General features: G+C 73.1%; 18 protein-coding genes. 13 read left to right on the forward strand and 5 right to left on the reverse strand.

What is annotated here, in order from left to right:
• The first annotated feature begins 323 nt into the window (after positions 1–323).
• From HNR73_RS29395 to HNR73_RS29405, 3 genes are read left to right on the forward strand one after another with little or no spacing between them, the layout of a single operon-like run.
• Entirely contained in the window at positions 324–1,391 is a 1,068-nt protein-coding gene (locus tag HNR73_RS29395) for an ABC transporter substrate-binding protein (protein WP_184790921.1), read from the forward strand.
• The gene (locus tag HNR73_RS29400; RefSeq protein WP_184790922.1) at positions 1,388–2,158 is read left to right on the forward strand and encodes an ABC transporter ATP-binding protein; all 771 of its coding nucleotides are present in this window, start codon (positions 1,388–1,390) and stop codon (positions 2,156–2,158) included. Before HNR73_RS29395 ends, HNR73_RS29400 begins: the two co-directional genes overlap by 4 nt.
• Positions 2,148–3,017, forward strand: coding sequence for an ABC transporter permease (locus tag HNR73_RS29405; RefSeq protein ID WP_184790923.1), 870 nt, complete (start codon positions 2,148–2,150; stop codon positions 3,015–3,017). Before HNR73_RS29400 ends, HNR73_RS29405 begins: the two co-directional genes overlap by 11 nt.
• 1 nt (position 3,018) lies before the next feature.
• Here HNR73_RS29405 and HNR73_RS29410 read toward each other — a convergent pair whose 3' ends face one another.
• Positions 3,019–3,474, reverse strand: coding sequence for an RrF2 family transcriptional regulator (locus tag HNR73_RS29410; RefSeq protein ID WP_184790924.1), 456 nt, complete (start codon positions 3,472–3,474; stop codon positions 3,019–3,021).
• A gap of 144 nt (positions 3,475–3,618) precedes the next feature.
• Here HNR73_RS29410 and HNR73_RS29415 point away from each other — a divergent pair, with 144 nt between their 5' ends.
• From HNR73_RS29415 to HNR73_RS29425, 3 genes are all read left to right on the forward strand, one after another.
• Complete coding sequence (locus tag HNR73_RS29415; protein WP_184790925.1) at positions 3,619–4,080, forward strand: cysteine dioxygenase; 462 nt, start codon at positions 3,619–3,621, stop codon at positions 4,078–4,080.
• A gap of 61 nt (positions 4,081–4,141) precedes the next feature.
• Entirely contained in the window at positions 4,142–4,609 is a 468-nt protein-coding gene (locus HNR73_RS29420) for a rhodanese-like domain-containing protein (RefSeq protein WP_184790926.1), read from the forward strand.
• 22 nt (positions 4,610–4,631) lie between these two features.
• A complete protein-coding gene (locus tag HNR73_RS29425; protein ID WP_184790927.1) occupies positions 4,632–5,663 on the forward strand; it encodes an NAD(P)-dependent alcohol dehydrogenase in 1,032 nt (343 codons plus the stop codon).
• 353 nt (positions 5,664–6,016) lie between these two features.
• Here HNR73_RS29425 and HNR73_RS29430 read toward each other — a convergent pair whose 3' ends face one another.
• The gene (locus HNR73_RS29430; RefSeq protein WP_184790928.1) at positions 6,017–8,599 is read right to left on the reverse strand and encodes a helix-turn-helix transcriptional regulator; all 2,583 of its coding nucleotides are present in this window, start codon (positions 8,597–8,599) and stop codon (positions 6,017–6,019) included.
• Positions 8,600–8,690: 91 nt separating this feature from the next.
• Here HNR73_RS29430 and HNR73_RS29435 point away from each other — a divergent pair, with 91 nt between their 5' ends.
• Positions 8,691–9,680, forward strand: coding sequence for an SDR family NAD(P)-dependent oxidoreductase (locus HNR73_RS29435; RefSeq protein WP_184790929.1), 990 nt, complete (start codon positions 8,691–8,693; stop codon positions 9,678–9,680).
• Here the strand turns inward: HNR73_RS29435 and HNR73_RS29440 are convergent.
• Entirely contained in the window at positions 9,674–10,372 is a 699-nt protein-coding gene (locus HNR73_RS29440) for an IclR family transcriptional regulator (protein ID WP_184790930.1), read from the reverse strand. The genes HNR73_RS29435 and HNR73_RS29440 overlap by 7 nt on opposite strands.
• 92 nt (positions 10,373–10,464) lie before the next feature.
• On the opposite strand from HNR73_RS29440, the gene HNR73_RS29445 reads away from it, so the two are divergent.
• Positions 10,465–11,115, forward strand: a complete 651-nt coding sequence (locus HNR73_RS29445; RefSeq protein WP_184790931.1) for a nitroreductase family protein — start codon at positions 10,465–10,467, stop codon at positions 11,113–11,115.
• A 3-nt stretch (positions 11,116–11,118) separates the two neighbouring features.
• Here the strand turns inward: HNR73_RS29445 and HNR73_RS29450 are convergent, their stop codons facing one another.
• Together HNR73_RS29450 and HNR73_RS29455 are read right to left on the reverse strand one after the other, a co-directional pair.
• Positions 11,119–12,255, reverse strand: coding sequence for a sensor histidine kinase (locus HNR73_RS29450; RefSeq protein ID WP_239122157.1), 1,137 nt, complete (start codon positions 12,253–12,255; stop codon positions 11,119–11,121).
• The gene (locus HNR73_RS29455) at positions 12,252–12,908 is read right to left on the reverse strand and encodes a response regulator transcription factor (RefSeq protein ID WP_184790932.1); all 657 of its coding nucleotides are present in this window, start codon (positions 12,906–12,908) and stop codon (positions 12,252–12,254) included. The genes HNR73_RS29450 and HNR73_RS29455 overlap by 4 nt, the downstream gene beginning before the upstream one ends.
• Before the next feature lie 125 nt (positions 12,909–13,033).
• On the opposite strand from HNR73_RS29455, the gene HNR73_RS39220 reads away from it, so the two are divergent.
• The 5 genes from HNR73_RS39220 (at position 13,034) to HNR73_RS29475 (ending at position 17,111) form a co-directional block, all read left to right on the forward strand.
• On the forward strand, positions 13,034–13,573 hold the full coding sequence (locus tag HNR73_RS39220) for a hypothetical protein (RefSeq protein WP_203686326.1): 540 nt from the start codon (positions 13,034–13,036) through the stop codon (positions 13,571–13,573).
• Positions 13,573–14,646 carry an efflux RND transporter periplasmic adaptor subunit gene (locus tag HNR73_RS29460; RefSeq protein WP_203686324.1) on the forward strand — a complete coding sequence of 358 codons (1,074 nt, stop codon included), beginning with the start codon at positions 13,573–13,575 and terminating at the stop codon, positions 14,644–14,646. The genes HNR73_RS39220 and HNR73_RS29460 overlap by 1 nt, the downstream gene beginning before the upstream one ends.
• Positions 14,647–14,654: 8 nt before the next feature.
• Complete coding sequence (locus HNR73_RS29465) at positions 14,655–15,323, forward strand: ABC transporter ATP-binding protein (RefSeq protein ID WP_203686336.1); 669 nt, start codon at positions 14,655–14,657, stop codon at positions 15,321–15,323.
• A gap of 23 nt (positions 15,324–15,346) precedes the next feature.
• Entirely contained in the window at positions 15,347–16,522 is a 1,176-nt protein-coding gene (locus HNR73_RS29470; RefSeq protein ID WP_184791060.1) for an ABC transporter permease, read from the forward strand.
• Between the two features lie 76 nt (positions 16,523–16,598).
• Entirely contained in the window at positions 16,599–17,111 is a 513-nt protein-coding gene (locus tag HNR73_RS29475) for a type 1 periplasmic-binding domain-containing protein (RefSeq protein ID WP_184790934.1), read from the forward strand.
• The last annotated feature ends 66 nt before the right edge of the window (positions 17,112–17,177 follow it).

Genomic DNA, 17,177 nt, shown 5'->3' on the forward strand with positions numbered 1-17,177 from the left:
TCCCGGACGCACTGTCCACGACGGTGTCTCCACGGCGGACCGGGCGAGGTCGGCTGCGTGGCCGGCGTCCGCTCCACACGCCGTCGGCGGGGTCTCGCGGCGGAACCGAACCGTCCTGTCGACTCCATGCTGTTCGCGTCGCGGGCGGCCCTCTAGGGCCGGTCGGCGGGCGGGTCCGGGACCAAGGTCCCGTCGGCCGTTCGGTCAGACCTTGGCGCGTCAGGTGTGGGGCCGGTTGACGGCGGACAGCGCCGCTAACTAGCCTTGCTCGGTATATCCCATCGGTGTACTAGGAAATGATCACGCCTCCCGGAGGAGTTCTGATGAGTTCGCGCAGGTACCGCCTCGTCGCGGTGATCGCCGCATTCGTGCTCGCGGCAGGAGCCCTGACCGCGTGCGGCGGTGGCGATGACGCGGCCGGTTCGGGAGGCGAGGCCGGGACCCTCCGCCTCGGCTACTTCCCCAACATCACGCACGCGCCGGCCCTCGTCGGCGTCCAGAACGGCATCTTCGCCGAGAAGCTCGGCGCCGACGTCAAGCTCGAACCCACCACCTTCAACGCCGGCCCGGAGGCCATCGAGGCGCTCTTCTCCGGCGCCATCGACGCCACCTACATCGGCCCGAACCCGGCCATCAACGGCTGGGCGAAGTCCGAGGGGACCGCGCTGCGCATCATCGCCGGCAGCACCTCCGGCGGTGCCGGGCTCGTCGTCCGCGACGGCATCAACGCCCCCGCCGACCTCAAGGGCAAGAAGATCGCCACCCCGCAGCTCGGCAACACCCAGGACGTCGCCCTGCGCGCCTGGCTCAAGACCAACGGTCTCAACGCCGACCAGCAAGGCGGCGGCGACGTCTCGATCCTCCCGACCGCCAACTCCGACACCGTCACCTCCTTCGCCGCCGGTGACCTCGACGGTGCCTGGGTGCCCGAGCCCTTCTTCAGCACGCTGATCAACAAGCACGGCGCGAAGGTCCTGGTCGACGAGAAGGACCTGTGGCCCGGTGGCCAGTTCGTCACCACCCACCTCATCGTCCGCGCCGAGTTCCTCGAAGAGCACCCCGACACCGTCAAGAAGCTCCTCGACGGCCACATCGCCGCCGTCGACTACGTCAACGCCAGCCCCGCCGAGGCCCAGACCGCCGCCAACGCGCACCTGGAATCCCTCAACGGCAAGAAACTCGACCCCGCGATCATTGAGGCCGCCTGGAAGAACCTGACCTACACCGTCGACCCCGTCGCGACCTCGCTCCAGGCCAGCGCGCAGCACGCGCAGGACGTCGGGCTCCTCGACCCGGTCGACCTCAAGGGCATCTACGCCCTCGACCTGCTCAACGAGAAGCTGCGCGCCCTCGGCAAGCCCGAGGTCAGCGCGGGGGAACTCGCGCCATGAGCGTCGGCACCGAGACCGGCACCGAGCACGCCGTCCGTCTCGACGGAGTGTCGAAGACCTACGGGAAAGGCCGGACGGCGCTGCTCGCCCTCGACGACGTCTCCTTCGACGTCCGGCGCGGCGAGTTCGTGTCCATCCTCGGCGCCTCCGGCTGCGGCAAGAGCACGCTGCTGTCGCTGATCGCCGGTCTCGACCCGCTCTCGGCCGGGACGATCGACGTCAGCGACCACCGCGTCTCGCTGATGTTCCAGGAACCCGCCCTGTTCCCGTGGCTCACCGTCGCCGGGAACATCGAGATCGCCCTGCGCATGCGCGGTGTCGAACGGGCCGCGCGACGGGAGCGGTCGGCCCGGCTGCTCGACGTCGTGCGCCTGGAGGGCTTCGGCCGCAAGCGGCCCCACGAACTGTCCGGCGGCATGCGGCAGCGGGTCGCGCTGGCCCGCGCGCTCGCCCAGGACGCCGACGTCCTGCTCATGGACGAGCCCTTCGGCGCCCTCGACGCCATGACCCGCGACATCCTCCACGACGAGCTGGAACGCATCTGGCGCGAACGGGAACTGACCGTGCTGTTCGTGACCCACAACGTCCGCGAGGCCGTCCGGCTCGGCGACCGCGTCGTGCTGCTCAGCAGCCGGCCCGGCCGGGTCCTCAAGGAGTTCCCGGTCGAGCAGCGGCGCCCCCGCCGCATCGACTCACCCCAGGTCGCCGAACTCGCCTCGGCGATCACCGACGAACTCCGCGCGGAGGTGTCCCGTCATGGCCGCTGACACCGGCGTCGGCGCCGCCGAACGCGTCGCCGGACTCGACCGGCTCGAACTCGGGCCGCGCAAGGACGGCGGGCCGGGCGTCTGGGCGCGGAAACTCTGGAAGGGGACGTGGCCGAAGGTCCTGGCGATCGTCATCGTCGTCGGGGCGTGGCAGCTGGTCGTGCTCGCCGAATGGCGGCCGGTGTTCGTGTTGCCGCCGCCCTCGCGGGTGTTCGACGAGCTCGTGCGGGTCGTCCCGACGGCGTCGTTCTGGGACTCGGTCCTGCTCACCATGGGGCGCGCGGCGACCGGTTTCGGTCTGGCCGTGGCGATCGGGATGATCATCGGCATCGCCGTGGCGCGTTTCCAGCCCCTGCGCGCGGCGATCGGCTCGCTCATCACGGGCATGCAGACGATGCCGTCGATCGTGTGGTTCCCCTTCGCGATCCTGCTGTTCAAGATCAGCGAGGAGGCGATCCTCTTCGTGGTGGTCCTGGGTGCCGCGCCGTCGATCGCCAACGGCCTGATCTCCGGGATCGACTACGTGCCGCCGACGTGGAAGCGCGTCGGGCAGATCCTCGGCATGCGCGGTTTCGGGCTGTACCGGCATCTGATCATCCCGGCGGCGCTGCCGTCCTTCGTGTCGGGACTCAAGCAGGGCTGGGCCTTCGCGTGGCGCAGTCTGATGGCGGGGGAGCTGCTGGTGATCGTGCCGGGGGCGCTGTCGATCGGCGTCCGGCTGCAGACCTCGCGCGACCTCAACGACGCGCCGGGGCTGCTCGCGTACGTGATCATCGTGCTGTGCGTCGGGATCGTCGTGGACATCGTGTTCAGCGCCGCCGACAAGGCGCTGCGGCGCCGGTGGGGGCTGACGGTCTGAGTCAGCGTGGTTCCCACGCGTCCGGCGCCGTGACCAGGCGCCGGACGCGTGCGGGCAGTTTCCCGCTCGCGACCTGGGCGAGCGTCACCTCGTCGAGCACGTTGCGGACGGCCGCCCGTACCGCGATCCACAGCTCGGGGAGGTGCGCGGCGGCGCCGTCGTAGGTGACGTCCTCGGGGCGTTGGCCGCGCACGCCGGCGAGCGGCCCGTCGACGGCGCGCAGGACCGCGCCGACGCTGATCGCGCCCGGTTCACGTGCCAGCCGGTACCCGCCGTCGGCGCCGCGGACGCTGCGGACCAGACCGGCGCGGCGGAGGTCGGCGAGCACGGCTTCGAGGAACTTGTGCGGCAGCGACTGTTCGTCGGCGAGCGTCTGGGCCGAAACGGTGTCCGGGTGGGCGGAGGCGAGCGCCACCGCCGCGCGAACGGCGTAGTCGCCACGAGCCGATACCTGCATGGTCATATTCTGCCGCGCCGGACCCGGCGGCGTCGCGACACGTGCCACGAATAGCCCATTATTCCTATAGAACTAGTAGGGTTATGATCCTGGTTCAGGCCTCTGACCAGTTGTTTTCGGCACTGTTACCGACGGGAGAACCACATGACGCTCACGCGCATCGACCATCTCGCGCTCGCGCGGGAGTACGCCGCCCTCCCCGCGTGGCCGGTGCGGCCGCGCTTCGATCCGGGCGAGCGCTGGTACACGCGCCTGGCCGCCGGGCCCGACCACGAGGTGTGGCTCCTGACCTGGCTGCCGGGGCAGGAGACCGACCTGCACGACCACGGCGGTTCGGAGGGCGCCTTCGTCGTCGTCGAGGGCGTGCTCAACGAGCAGACCGTGGTGAACTCGCGGGAGGGCCTGTGGCTCGCCGACCGCGACTATGGTTCCGGTGTGGCCCGGCGTTTCGGTGCGCGGCACGTCCACCGCATCCGCAACACCGGCGCGGTCCCGGCGATCAGCGTGCACGTCTACGGGCCCGCGCTGAGCACGATGAACAAGTACGAGATCGAGAACGGGAGTCTGCTCGTGACGGCCACCGACATCGCCGGGGAGGCGTGGTGAGCGAAGAGCGGAACGAGGCTCGCCGGGTGCCGGGCGACCGAAGCGCGCGGGAGGGAACAACGTGGTGACATCCGCACCCGAAGGCTCGCGCGGCATCGACCAGATCCTCGCCGAGGCCCGTTCCCGTCTGCGCCGCCTCGGCCCCCACGAGACGGCCGTGGCACACCGCAACGGCGCCGTCCTCGTCGACATCAGGCCGCGGGCGCAGCGGGCCGCCGAGGGCGAGATCCCGGGCGTCCTGGTGGTCGAGCGCAACGTCCTCGAATGGCGCTTCGACCCGCGTGGCGAGGCGCGGCTGCCGATCGCGGCCTTCGACCTGCGCGTCGTCGTCTTCTGCCAGGAGGGGTACACGTCCTCGCTGGCCGCGGCCGCGCTGCTCGACCTCGGCCTGTCGGGCGCGACGGACCTGGCCGGCGGTTTCGCGGCCTGGCGTGCCGCGGGCCTGCCCACGGCGACGACCGTGAGCGTCACCGTCGACCAGACCGCCGACCAGGCCGCCGAGCTTCGCCGTTCCGATGCGCGGACATGATCCTCTCCGGTAAGACGGGGGTATGAAGGCCTTTCAGCTGCAGTCTCCGGGCGTCGCCGAACTCACCGACGTCGACGTTCCCGAGCCGGGCCCGGGCGAGGTCCTGCTCAAGGTGTCCGGCGCGGGCGTCTGCCACTCCGACCTGCACATCCTCCACGCCGACGCCTGGGCGCCACTGCCCATGACGATCGGCCACGAGGTCTGCGGGCACGTCGCCTCGACCGGCACCGGCGTCACCGGCTGGGACGACGGCGACGGCGCGCTCGCCTACCTGTGCTGGGGCTGCGGCAAGTGCCGGACCTGCGCGTCGGGCTACGAGAACTACTGCGAGGCCTTCGGCCGGGGCATCGTCCCCGGCCCGGGCCTCGGCTATCAGGGCGCCATGGCCGAGTACCTCATCGTCCCGGCGCGCTTCCTGGTTCCGCTCGGCGACCTCGACCCGGTCGACTCCGCGCCCCTCACCGACGCCGGGCTCACGCCCTACCACGCGGTGAACATGGCCCGGGAGGCCCTGGTCGCCAAGGCCAACGCGGTCGTCATCGGCGTCGGCGGGCTCGGGCACATGGGCGTCCAGATCCTCGCGGCGACCACCGGTTCGCGCATCATCGCCGTCGACCTCGACGAGGCCAAACTCGCCCACGCCACCGAACTCGGTGCCGCCGAGACGGTGAAGTCCGACGAGCACGCCGCCGCGCGCATCCTCGACCTCACCGGCGGCCGGGGCGCCGAGGTCGTCTTCGACTTCGTCGGCGCGCAGCCGACACTCGAACTCGCCGCCTCGGTGATCGCCCCGCACGGGCGGATCGTCCTGGTCGGTCTCGCCGAAGGCTCCCTCGACTTCCGCGCGGGCAGCCCACCGGCCGCGCTGCCCTGGGGCGCGGGGATCGTCAAGCCCTACGGCGGCACCCGCGCCGACCTGCACGACGTGATCGCGCTCGCCTCACGCGGGGCCATTTCGGTGACCGTCGAGCGCCACCCGCTGTCGGAGGTCAAGACGGCCTTCGACCGGCTCCAGCTCGGACAGGTCGCCGGGCGAGCCGTGCTGGTGCCGTAGGGGACGGGGCCGGCTGGTTTCGCTGGGGTGTGGTCGGGGCTGCTCGCGACGTTGTGGCACCTCGGGGCCGCGCGGCTGACCTGTGCTCCCGGATCGCGGCGCTGGCGGCCGATGCCGCTTCGGGGGACGGTGGGCGGTTTCGCCGCGGTATCGGCGAGGCGCGGTTGCGGCTGCTCGCGCCGGTGTCGGGGCCGTGCGGCTGATGCGTGCCCTTGGATCGCCGCGCACACGATGCCGCTTCCCCGCGCGGCCCGATCACCGGGCACCCTGCTCCAGCCCGCTGTCCCGTGCCGCCATCTCGCGTTCGCGCGGCCCTCGCGGACGCCCTGCCCATCCCGCCCCGAACCCGCCGCTCAGGTCGCCGTGAGCTTCGCCGCGCCCAGGTCGAGACCGCGCAGTTGGCCGCGCGCCGAGACGCCGACCTTCGTGAACACCTTCGCCAGGTGGTATCCGACCGTGCGTGGGCTCAGGAACAACCGCGCCCCGATCTCCCGGTTGCTGAGTCCCCGCGCGGCCAGCGCCGCCACGGTCAGCTCCCGCGAGGTGAGCCCGGCCGTCGCGCCCGCCGGGCGCGGTACGGCATCGCCGCAGGCGCGCAGCTCGTCGTGCGCGGTCGCCGCCCAGGGCGCCGCGCCCAGCTCGTCGAAGAGCAGAGCGGCCCGGCGCAGCGGCTCGCGGGCGTCGCGGGGCCTGCGCGACCGGCGCAGCCACTGGCCGAGCGCCAGGGACGCGCGCGCCAGCTCGTAGGGCCGCTCGGCACCGTCCAGAAGGGACACCGCGCGGCTCAGGTTCGTCTCGGGATCATCACCACCGAGTCCCGCCAGCAGCGCGACCGTCCACGGTGGACCCTCGGCTTCCGGTGCGGGACAGGACGACCGAAGCGACGCCTCCGCCACGTCGGGCAGCGACTCGCCCCGCACGGTCCGGTGCGCACTGGCTCCGCCCGCCACCCCCAGTTCGCCGAGCAGTGAAGCGGCGCGGGCGGCGTCACCCCGCAGCGCCGCCGCCCGCCCCGCCGCCCAGGTGGCCCGCGCCGCCGCGAGCCGGTTGCCGTACTCGCGCGCCAGGACCAGCGCCTCCGCCGACGCCCGCTCGGCCTCGGCGAGCTCACCCCGGTCGGCGTGCAGGAGCGCCGAGAGCGCCAGGAGGTCCGCCTCGGCGACCGGCTGCCCGGCGTCACGGGCCAGCGCGAGCCCTTCGCGGGCGTGCTCCGCCGCCTCGGTCCACATCCCGAGCCGGTGCTCCAGCTCCGCCAGCCACAGCGTCGGCACCGCGCACAACGCGATCATCCCGGTCGCGCGCATCCGCTCGCAGGCGGTGAGGGCGAACTCGCGGGCCTCGCGCGGGCGCGCGCTGACCCGGGCGATGGCCAGCGGCAGGATCCAGCGATGCGCGCCGGAGCGGGCGATCGCGGCGGGCGCGGCTTCGTGGACGCGCCACGGGTCGGCGGCGGTGACGTCGGCGCGGCCTTCCGCCGCGGCGGTGAGCCAGCGACCGTAGCGGCGGTAGGCCGGGTCCGGGTGGGTCTCGGCGACGACGGAGGCGGCCGCGGCGGCCTCCTCGGGCAGGTCGGCGTGCAGGGCGGCGTCGACGGCCATGAAGGCCAGCTCGGCGGCCTGGTCGAGGTGCCCGTGCCTGCGCAACGACGCCGCACCCCGGACGAGTTCGGCGTGCGCGGTGGCCTGGTGGCCACCGTAGAGGTCGATGAGGCCGCGCAGCCGGACGAGGTCGACGGCGTCGGCGCCGACGCGTTCGGCCGACTCGACCAGCGACCGCGCGAGGACGGCGTGGCCCGACTTCCAGGCCGCGTGCGCGGCCTGCGCGACGCGCCGGGCGCGGTCGGCGGGACGGGCCGACAGCCTCGCGGCGTGCAGCAGCGCCGAGGTCGTCGCGGCCATCCCGCCCCGGCCGGTGGCCGCGCGGGCGTCGCGTTCGAGGGCGGCGGCGAGGCTCTCGTCGGGCCGCTCGGTGGCCAGCGCGCGGTGGCGGCGGGCGCGGACCCGGTCGCCGAGGCCGTGCAGGACGGCGTCGAGGGCGTCGTGGGCCTCGCGTCGTTCGGCGCCGGTGGCGGCGTCGTAGGCGGCCGAGCGCATCAGCGGGTGCTCGACGTCGGCGGCCGTGCCGTCGAGTCCCAGATGTTCACGTGCCGCCGCGATGACCTCGGCCCGGCCGGTGTCGTCGGCCGCCGCGACCAGCAGCGCCCGCCGCTCCCCGGCCGGCAGCACGTCGAGACGCTCGCGGAACACCCGCCGCAGCACCTCGTCGACGGGGACCGAGCCGGTCAGCAGCGTGTCGGCGGTCAGGCGCGACGGGTCGGCCGCCGCGAGACGGGTGAGCGCGAGGGGATTGCCGCGCGCGGTGTCGAGGACGAGTTCGCGGGTGCCCGGGTCGAGCCCGGGCAGCAGCGCGGCGGCCTCGGCCCGGTCGAGACCGGACAGGCGCAGTTCGGGCAGGTCGCCGGCGTCGAGGCCGCGACGTCCCGGGTCGCGGACGGCGAAGAGCATCGTCAGGCGCGTACCGGTCAGCCGCCGCGCGCAGAACAGCAGGACGGCGAGCGTGGCGCGGTCGACGTGCTGGGCGTCGTCGGTCACGATCACGAGCGGATCCCGCTCGGCAAGCCCGGTGAGAAGTTCGTGCGCGGCGGCGCACACACGCAGGTCGGTGGCGGGACCGTCGCCGTCGAGGGCCGCCCGGAGGGCCTCCCGCCGGTTGCGCGGCAGAGCGTCCACATCGGACCGCACGGGGGACAGGAGCTGGTGCAGGCCGCTGAAGGGCAACTCCACCTCCGACTCCACTCCGCGGACCCGCAGCGCCCGTCTGGTGCCGACGGCCTCGTCGATCAGCGTCGTCTTCCCGATCCCCGCCTCACCCCGGACCACGAGGACCCCGCCCCGCGCCACCACGTCGTCGATCGCCCGCCGCCGTTCTCCACCCATGGAACGAAAGTAGGCCGGTGGACTGAGACCTCGCTGAGACCGGTCACCATGACAGATGGCGGCGGCCCGGGCGCGGGGAAGGCTTCGGGGCATGACTGACACCGAAGACACCAGGGACAACGCGACCACCGAGGAGACGGCACCCGAGGAGACGACCCCCGCGGCGAAACCCCGCAGCCGCCGGCGCGTCCTCGCCGGAGCCGTCGGCGCCACGGTCGGCCTGGCCGCCGGAGCCGTCGGCTCCGCCGTCGCCCTGCAGGGCGCGGGAACACCGCCGGTCGTCGAACCCGCCTCGGCCCGGCGCTTCGAGAACAAGGTCGTGATCATCACCGGCGCGACCTCGGGCATCGGGCGCGCCGCCGCGACGCTCTTCGCGGCCGAGGGTGCGAAGGTCTCCTTCTGCGGAAGGCGCGAGCAACTCGGCCGCGAGGTCGAACGCGAGATCCGCGACGCCGGCGGTGAGGCCACCTACGTGCGCGCCGACGTGCGCGTCGAAGAAGACGTCCGCGCCTTCGTCGAGCAGACCGTGTCCGTCTACGGCGGCCTCGACGTGTGCTTCAACAACGCCGGCATCTCCATCGAGAAACGCCTCCACGAGCTCACCGCCGCCGAATGGGACGACGTCGTCGGCACCGACCTGCGAGGTGTCTTCCTCGCCATGAAGTACCAGGTCCCGCACCTCATCGAACGCGGCGGAGGCACCATCGTGGTCACCTCCTCCTCGAACGCCATCTCGACCGCCGAGAACAAGTCCGCCTACGCCTCGGCCAAACGCGCGCTCATCGGCCTCGTCCAGGCCGCCGCGCACGACTACGCCGCCGACGGGATCCGCGTCAACGCCCTGGTCCCCGGCACGACGAACACCGACTTCGTCCGCCGCCTCGCCGGGGCCGAGAACCTCCCCGACGAGGTGTGGGCGACGATGGCCACCGCCTTCGGCAAGGCCAGCGTCCCGGGCCTCGCGCGCATGGCCACGCCCGAGGAGATCGCGGTCGGCGCGCTGGCGCTCGCCTCCGGCGAGTTCCCGTACATGACCGGCAACCAGCTGGTCCTCGACGGCGGCAAGACCGCCCATCAGTGACGCGCAAGCACCGCCCCGGCCGCGGCCGCCGTCCGCCGCAGCGCGGCGACCGCGCCGGGCGGGATCGCGGTCCGTCCCGCCAGCGCCAGCGCGCCGGCGGGACGGCCGTGCGGTCCCGGTACGGCGACGGCGACGTGCGTGCGGCCCGGCCGCCACTCCTCGCGCGACACCGCGACCTCGCCGTGCCGGATCCGGCGGAGCCGTTCGGTGAGCAGGCCGGGTGCGGTGACCGTGTACGGCGTCAGCCGCGCGGGCGCGGCCAGCGCGGAGGCGCGGACGTCGTCGTCGGCCCAGGCCAGGAGGACCAGCCCGGCGGCGGTGGCATGCCAGGGGAGGAGCGTGCCGTCGGGCACGAGCCCACCGCTCTCGCCGATGACCAGGGCACCCGCCGTGTCGGCGACGGCGACGTGCGCGGAGTGCCCGGTGGCGGCGTGCAGGATGGGAAGGCCGACGGCGTCGCGCAGCCGCTGGGGGCAGGGCGCGCGGTTGCCGAGGACCCACAGGCGCGTGCCGAGGCGGTAGGAGCCGTCGGCCTGCCGTTCCAGCCCTCCCCACGCGACCAGCTCGCGGACCAGCCGCAGCGTCGTCGGCGCCGGAAGGCCGGTGCGGGCGGCGATGGCGCTCAAGCGCAGGGACGGCACGCCGTCGCCGAACGCGTCGAGCACCGACAGACTCCTCGCGACCACGGGCATGCGTCACTCCTTTCACGTCGTGGAACTCGCGCCTTGCCGAACTCTGCAACGCGCGCCGAGGCTGGGACTTCCCCACCGAGCGAAGGAATCCCATGCGCCTCAACCTCTCCGCCGACGAGGTCCTGTCCACCACCCGCGCGGTCCGCCGCCGCCTCGACCTCGACCGCCCCGTTCCGCGAGCGCTCATCGAGGAGTGCGTCGACCTCGCCACCCAGGCCCCGACCGGCCGCAACCGCCAGCGCTGGCACTTCATCGTCGTCACCGACCGCGCCCGCATCGCCGCCCTCGCCGGCATCTGGCGCCGCGCGACCGCCGTCGCGCAGGGTGCGCCGTTGACGCGACGCGACATCGAGCGCATGTCGGCGCATCCGCGTTCGACGCGGAAGGTCATGGACGGGTTCGTGCACCTCCACGACAACCTCCACCGCGTGCCCGCGATCGTGATCCCCGCCGTCGAGGGCCGCACCGACGGCACCGACGTCACCGAGCAGGCCGGCACCTGGGGCTCGATCCTGCCCGCCGTGTGGAGTTTCATGCTCGCCGCCCGAGAACGCGGCCTCGGTACGGTCTGGACGACCGGGCAGGCGCCCCTCGAACGGGAGATGGCCGGCCTCCTCGGCGTTCCGTACCGGCGGGTGATGCTCGCCGCCTTCGTCCCCCTCGCCTACACGATCGGGACGGATTTCCGGCCGGCGAAGCGGATCGCGCGCGAGGAGGTGCTGCACTGGGACGGGTGGGCGTGAACCCTACTCGGCCCCGGGCAGGCTCACCGTGACGATCAGCCCGCCGTCGTCGCGCGGCTCCGCCCGCACGTCGCCGCCGTGGCCGTGGGCGATGGCCCGCACGATCGACAGACCGAGCCCGGCCCCTGCGACACCGCCCGCCGACCGTTCGGCGGCCAGCCGCCGGAAAGGCTCGAACAGCGTCGGGATGTCGTAGGGCGCGATGCGCGGGCCGGTGTTGGCGACCCGTGTCTCCACGCGGCCCTCGTCGGTCCGCCCGCTCGTGACGCGCACCCATCCGCCGGGCAGGTTGTGCCGCACGGCGTTCTCCACGAGGTTCTGCACCAGCCGCTCCAGCAGGACCGGGTTGCCCTCGACCGGCGCCTCCTCGGCCTTCGCCTCGACGACCACGTCGCCGTGGTCCACCCAGGCGCTGACGTGCTCGACGATGTCGGCGAGGTCCACATAGGACCGTTCACCGATGTCGCGCTCCGACTTCGCCAGCAGGAGCAGCCCGTCGATCAGCTTCTCGTGCCGGGCGTTGATCTCCAGCAGGGTGTCGCCGAGCTGCCGGATCTCCGGCGTCGCGGCCCGGCGGTTCACCGCGACCTCCAGCAGCGCCCGGTTCAGTGTCAGCGGCGTGCGCAGCTCGTGCGAGGCGTTGGCGATGAACGTCCGCTGCGCGTCGAAGGAGTGGTCGAGACGTGCGAGCATCACGTCGAAGGTGTCGGCGAGTTCCCGGATCTCGTCGGCGGGTCCCTGGAGCGCGATCCGTTCGTGCAGGCCGCGTTCGCCGGTGTGCGGGTCGGCGATGCGGCGGGCGGTGTCGGTGATCCGGTGCAGCGGCTGGAGCATGCGCCCGGCGATGAGCCAGCCGAGCGCGATGGAGGCCGCGGCGACGACGGCCAGCGCGATCGCGCCCTGCCGGAGCATCGTGGCCTGTGCCTCGTGCTGGGTCATCCGGGCGATGCTGGACAGCAGTCCCGGTTCGACGCCCGGCGGCGGTGCGTCGCCCGTGGCGCCGCGCAGCGCGACCTCGCTCGGCGGCTGCTGGTTCATGAGCAGGTAGGTCGCGGCGAGCATGACGGTTCCGGCGGCCAGCAACAGCACGCCGTAGACGAGGGTGAGCCGCGCGCGGAGGGTCAGGACGGGGAGTTTCACGGGATCCGGTACCCCACTCCCGGTTCGGTGAGCACGATCGGCGGTTCGCCGAGCTTGCGGCGCAGCTTGTGGATCGTGATCCGCACCGCCGTGGTGAAGGGGTCGGCGTTCTCGTCCCACGCCTTCTCCAGGAGGTGCTCGGCCGACACCGCCGCGCCCTCGGCCCGCAGCAGCTCGGCGAGGACGGCGAACTCCTTACGCGACAGCGGCACGTACCGCCCGTCGCGGTGGACCTGCCGCCGGTGCTGGTCGAGGCGGATGCCGGCGCGTTCGAGCAGGGGCGCGGCCGCTGGGCGCGCGCGACGGCCGAGGGCGTTCACGCGGGCCGAGAGCTCGCGGAAGGCGAAGGGTTTCGGGAGGTAGTCGTCGGCGCCGATGGCGAGCCCGGCGACGCGGTCGTCGACGTCGCCGGCGGCGGTCAGCATCAGGATCCGCGCGTCGCCGCCGGAAACGGCGATCTCGCGGCACACGTCGTCCCCGTGCACGACGGGAAGGTCGCGGTCGAGGATCACCACGTCGTAGTCGTTGACGCCGAAACGTTCCAGCGCCGCCCCGCCGTCGAGGGCGATGTCCACCGCGTGCGCCTCGTCGCGCAGCCACTCCGCCACCGCGTCGGCGAGGAGCCCTTCGTCTTCGACCACGAGTATCCGCATGTGCCCATCATGATCGGTGGGGTGTTGCGCGGGCGTTTCCGTTTCGGTCCACGGCCGCGCAACACCCCCTCGCCTGTACTTCTCCCGTGGCCGGCGAACGCCCGGCGCGGAGAAGGAAAGAGACAATGCGCATCAGAACGGCACTGGTACTGGCGGCCCTGGCGCTGAGCCTGACCGCCTGCGGGTCGGCCGGTGACGGCGAGGGCGTCGCCACCGCCGGAGGCGACGGCGCGGCACCCTCGGCGGGCTCGACGCTCAGCGACGCCGAGGCGAGGCTGAAGTTCGGGGAGTGCATGCGCGAGCACGGCATCGACATCCCCGATCCGGACCCCGACGCCGAGGGAATCCAGATCCAGCTGCCCGAAGGCGTCGACCCCGAAGACGCCAAGGCCGCCACGGAGGAGTGCGAGCAGTTTCTGCCCGACGGCGGGGCACCGCCCAAGGCCGACCCGGAGAGGATCGAGGAACAGCGCCTTTTCGCGGAGTGCATGCGCGAGAACGGCATCGAGGGCTTTCCCGACCCCGACCCGGAGACCGGCGGGATCATCGTCGAGGGCGACGCCTTCGATCCGAGCGGTGCGGAGTTCAAGGCCGCCGAGGAGGCGTGCGCCCAGTACAAGCCGACGGGCCCGGAGGGCGAGGACTCCGAGGACGGTGAGAACTGATGGCCCGCGCACGCGGCCGCCGGATCCGGCGCGTGAGCCTCGCCGTCGCCATCGCCCTGGCTCTCGGAGCCACCGCCGCGGCCACCTACGGCTTCGGTTTCGGCGATGACGGCGGGACCGCCGACGGCGCCGACCTGCCGCCCGCGACGGCCGAGGTCACCCGCCAGACCCTCGTCGACCGGCGCTCGGAGATCGGCGAGCTCGGCTACGGCGACGACAAGACCTACACCTCGCGCCTCACCGGCACGCTGACCCGCCTCCCGAAGGCCGACGCCACGATCAAACGCGGCAAGGCCCTCTGCGAGATCGACGACCTGCCCGTCGTCCTGCTGTACGGCACGCTGCCGTCCTACCGGGAACTCGCCGTCGGCGGTGAGGGCGCCGACGTCGAGCGGTTCGAGAAGAACCTCGCCGAACTCGGCTACACCGGCTTCACCGTGGACGAGACCTACTCCAATGCCACCGCCACCTCGGTGAAGGAGTGGCAGGCCGACCTCGGCCTGCCCGAGACCGGCACGGTCGAACTGGGCCGGATCGTCTATGCGCCCTCGTCGGTGCGCGTCAAGACGCTCGACGCGGCCCTCGGCGACGCCGTTGGGCCGGGCACCGCCCTGCTGACCTACACCGGCAAGGAGAAGGTCGTCACCGTCGAACTCGACGAGTCCGCCATCGGCCTCGTCGAGGACGGCGACGCGGTGCGGGTCGAACTCCCCGACGGGAAGAAGCCCGAGGGGAGGATCGAGCGCACCCAGACGGTCATCGTGCCCGGCCAGGGCGACGAGGAGGCCGAGACCAAGATCGAGGTCACCGTGACCGTCGACGACGCCAAGGCCATCGCCGACTACGACAGCGCCTCCGTGAAGGTCCTGTTCACCTCCGGTCAGCGTGAGAACGTCCTCACCGTCCCGGTGACGGCCCTCCTCGCGCTCGCCGAAGGCGGCTACGGACTGGAGATCGTGGAGGGCTCCTCGACGCGGATCATCGTGGTGGAGACCGGGCTGTTCGCCGACGGCCGGGTCGAAGTCACCGGCGAGGGCCTCGCCGAGGGCATGACCGTCGGAGTTCCGGGATGAGCGGGCCCATCGTCGAACTCGACGAGGTCACCAGGTCCTATCCGGGCGGTGTGACGGCCGTCCGGGAGATCTCCCTGCGGATCGCGCACGGCGAGATGGCCGCGATCGTGGGTCCCTCGGGTTCGGGGAAGTCGACGATGCTGAACCTGATCGGGACCCTCGACCGGCCCACCACGGGTTCGGTCCGCATCGACGGTTTCGACGTCGCGGCCCTGTCCGACCGCCGCGTGTCGGCGCTGCGGGCGCAACGGATCGGCTTCGTGTTCCAGTCCTTCCACCTCGCGCCCGGCCAGACCGCCCTCGACAACGTCGCCGACGGGCTCCTCTACTCGGGCACCGGCCTGCGGGAACGGCGGAGACGAGCCGCGTCCGCCCTGGAGCGGGTCGAGCTCGGCGGCCGCGCGTCGCACCTGCCGCACGAGCTGTCGGGCGGTGAACGGCAGCGGGTCGCGATCGCCCGTGCCGTCGTCGGCGACCCGCCGCTGCTGCTGGCCGACGAGCCGACCGGCAACCTCGACTCCGCATCGGGAGCCTCGGTGATGGCGCTGCTGCGTGGGCTCCACGCGGCCGGGACCACGGTCCTGGTCATCACCCACGACCGGGACATCGCCGCCGCGCTGCCCCGGCAGGTCGCGATGCGCGACGGCGCCCTGCACCACGAGGAGGCGGCGGCGTGAACGACACCCTCGTCCCCGCGCGGATGCGGCCGCCGGACGTGCTGCGGGCCGGCGGTGCCGGGCTGCGGACCCGGCCGCTGCGGGTCTTCCTCTCGGCGCTCGGGATCGCCATCGGGATCGCGGCGATGATCGCGGTCGTCGGGATCTCCTCGTCGAGCCGCGCCGAACTCGACCGGAGGCTGGAGGCTCTGGGCACCAACCTCCTGACCGTCGAACCGGGTGACACGATCTTCGGTGGCGAGGCGACCCTGCCCGACGCCTCGGTGGAGATGATCGGCCGGATCGCGCCGGTCACCGACGTCTCGGCCGTCGGGAAGGTCCCCGAGACCTCCGTCTACCGCACCGACAGGATCCCCGAAGGCCGGACCAACGGGCTGGGCGTCAAAGCGGCCGCCCTCGACCTGCTCACCACCGTCGGCGCGACCGTCGGCGAGGGCGTCTGGCTCAACGCCGCCACCGAGCGCTACCCGGTGGTCGTGCTCGGATCCTCGGCGGCCGAGCGGCTCGGCGTGGGCAGGACCGACCTAGGCGTGCGGGTCTGGCTCGGCGGGCGGTGGTTCACCGTCGCCGGAATCCTCGACCCGGTCGCGCTCGCCCCCGAACTGGATTCGGCCGCGCTCGTCGGCTGGCCCGCCGCGGAGTCCTATCTGGACTTCGACGGGCACCCGACGACGGTCTACACGCGCTCGGTGGAGGAACAGGTCGAGGCCGTGCGGGACGTGCTCGCCGCGACGGCCAATCCGCGGAGCCCCAACGAGGTCAAGGTCTCGCGGCCATCCGACGCGCTCGCCGCGAAGCAGGCGACCAACGAGGCCTTCACGGCCCTGCTGCTGGGGCTCGGGGGAGTGGCGTTGCTGGTCGGCGGTGTCGGGGTGGCCAACACGATGGTGATCTCGGTGCTGGAGCGGCGATCCGAGATCGGGTTGCGCAGATCCCTGGGCGCCACCAGGGGGCAGATCAGGCTCCAGTTCCTCGCCGAATCCCTGCTGCTGTCGGCACTCGGGGGACTGGGCGGCGTTCTGCTGGGCATCACCGTCACGACGCTGTACGCGACCACGCAGGGCTGGCCGTCGGTGGTGCCGGTCTGGGCGACGGCGGGCGGTGTCGCGGCGACGCTCGTCATCGGTGGCATCGCCGGTCTCTACCCGGCGATCCGGGCCGCGCGGCTCTCGCCGACCGAGGCGCTCACCGCTCAGTGAGGACCGGCGGTCTCCGGGTCAGCGCGAGGTCCGGAAACCGCCGGTTCGGCCGCTCCCCGCGCGCCAGGCTCGATGCATGACCTCCTCACCACGCATTCCCGGGCTGACCGCCGGAGCGGTCCCGGCCCCGCACACGCCGGAGGAGCTGGCGACGCTGCTGCGGCTGGCGTCGGCGGCGCAGACCGTCGCGATCGGCCACGCCCGCGACGACGCCTCGCGGGCCGCCGCCACCGCCTTCGGCGAGGCGTGGGAGGCGGCCGGGCGCACGGTCGTCGCGATCGCCGACTGGCCCGAGGAGGCCGCGTCCTGGCTGCGCCCGGCCCGTCGCCTCACCGAGGCCCGGCCGGACGCCTGGATCATCGCCGGGAGCCCGCACGGCTGGGCTCAGCTGAGCCGTCGCCTGCGGCACAGCACGGACTGGAATCCCCTGCGCAGCTTCGGTTTCGCCTCCGTCGGCGATCCGGCGGTCGTCCGGCTGTCCGGCGCGGCCGTGCTCGGCATGCGCGGCGCCGGAGCGGACGGATCGGTGTGGCAGACCGGTTGCGGCCGGATCACCCACCGGCTCAGCCCGGCGCGGTTGACGCGGTAGGCCTCCGCGGCGCGGCTCCAGCGATGGGCCTTCCGGCGCGAACGTTGCCCTACCCGTGCGGCGTGC

Origin of the sequence: Phytomonospora endophytica, assembly GCF_014202425.1 — a bacterium.
GTDB classification, from domain to species: Bacteria; Actinomycetota; Actinomycetes; order Mycobacteriales; family Micromonosporaceae; genus Phytomonospora; species Phytomonospora endophytica.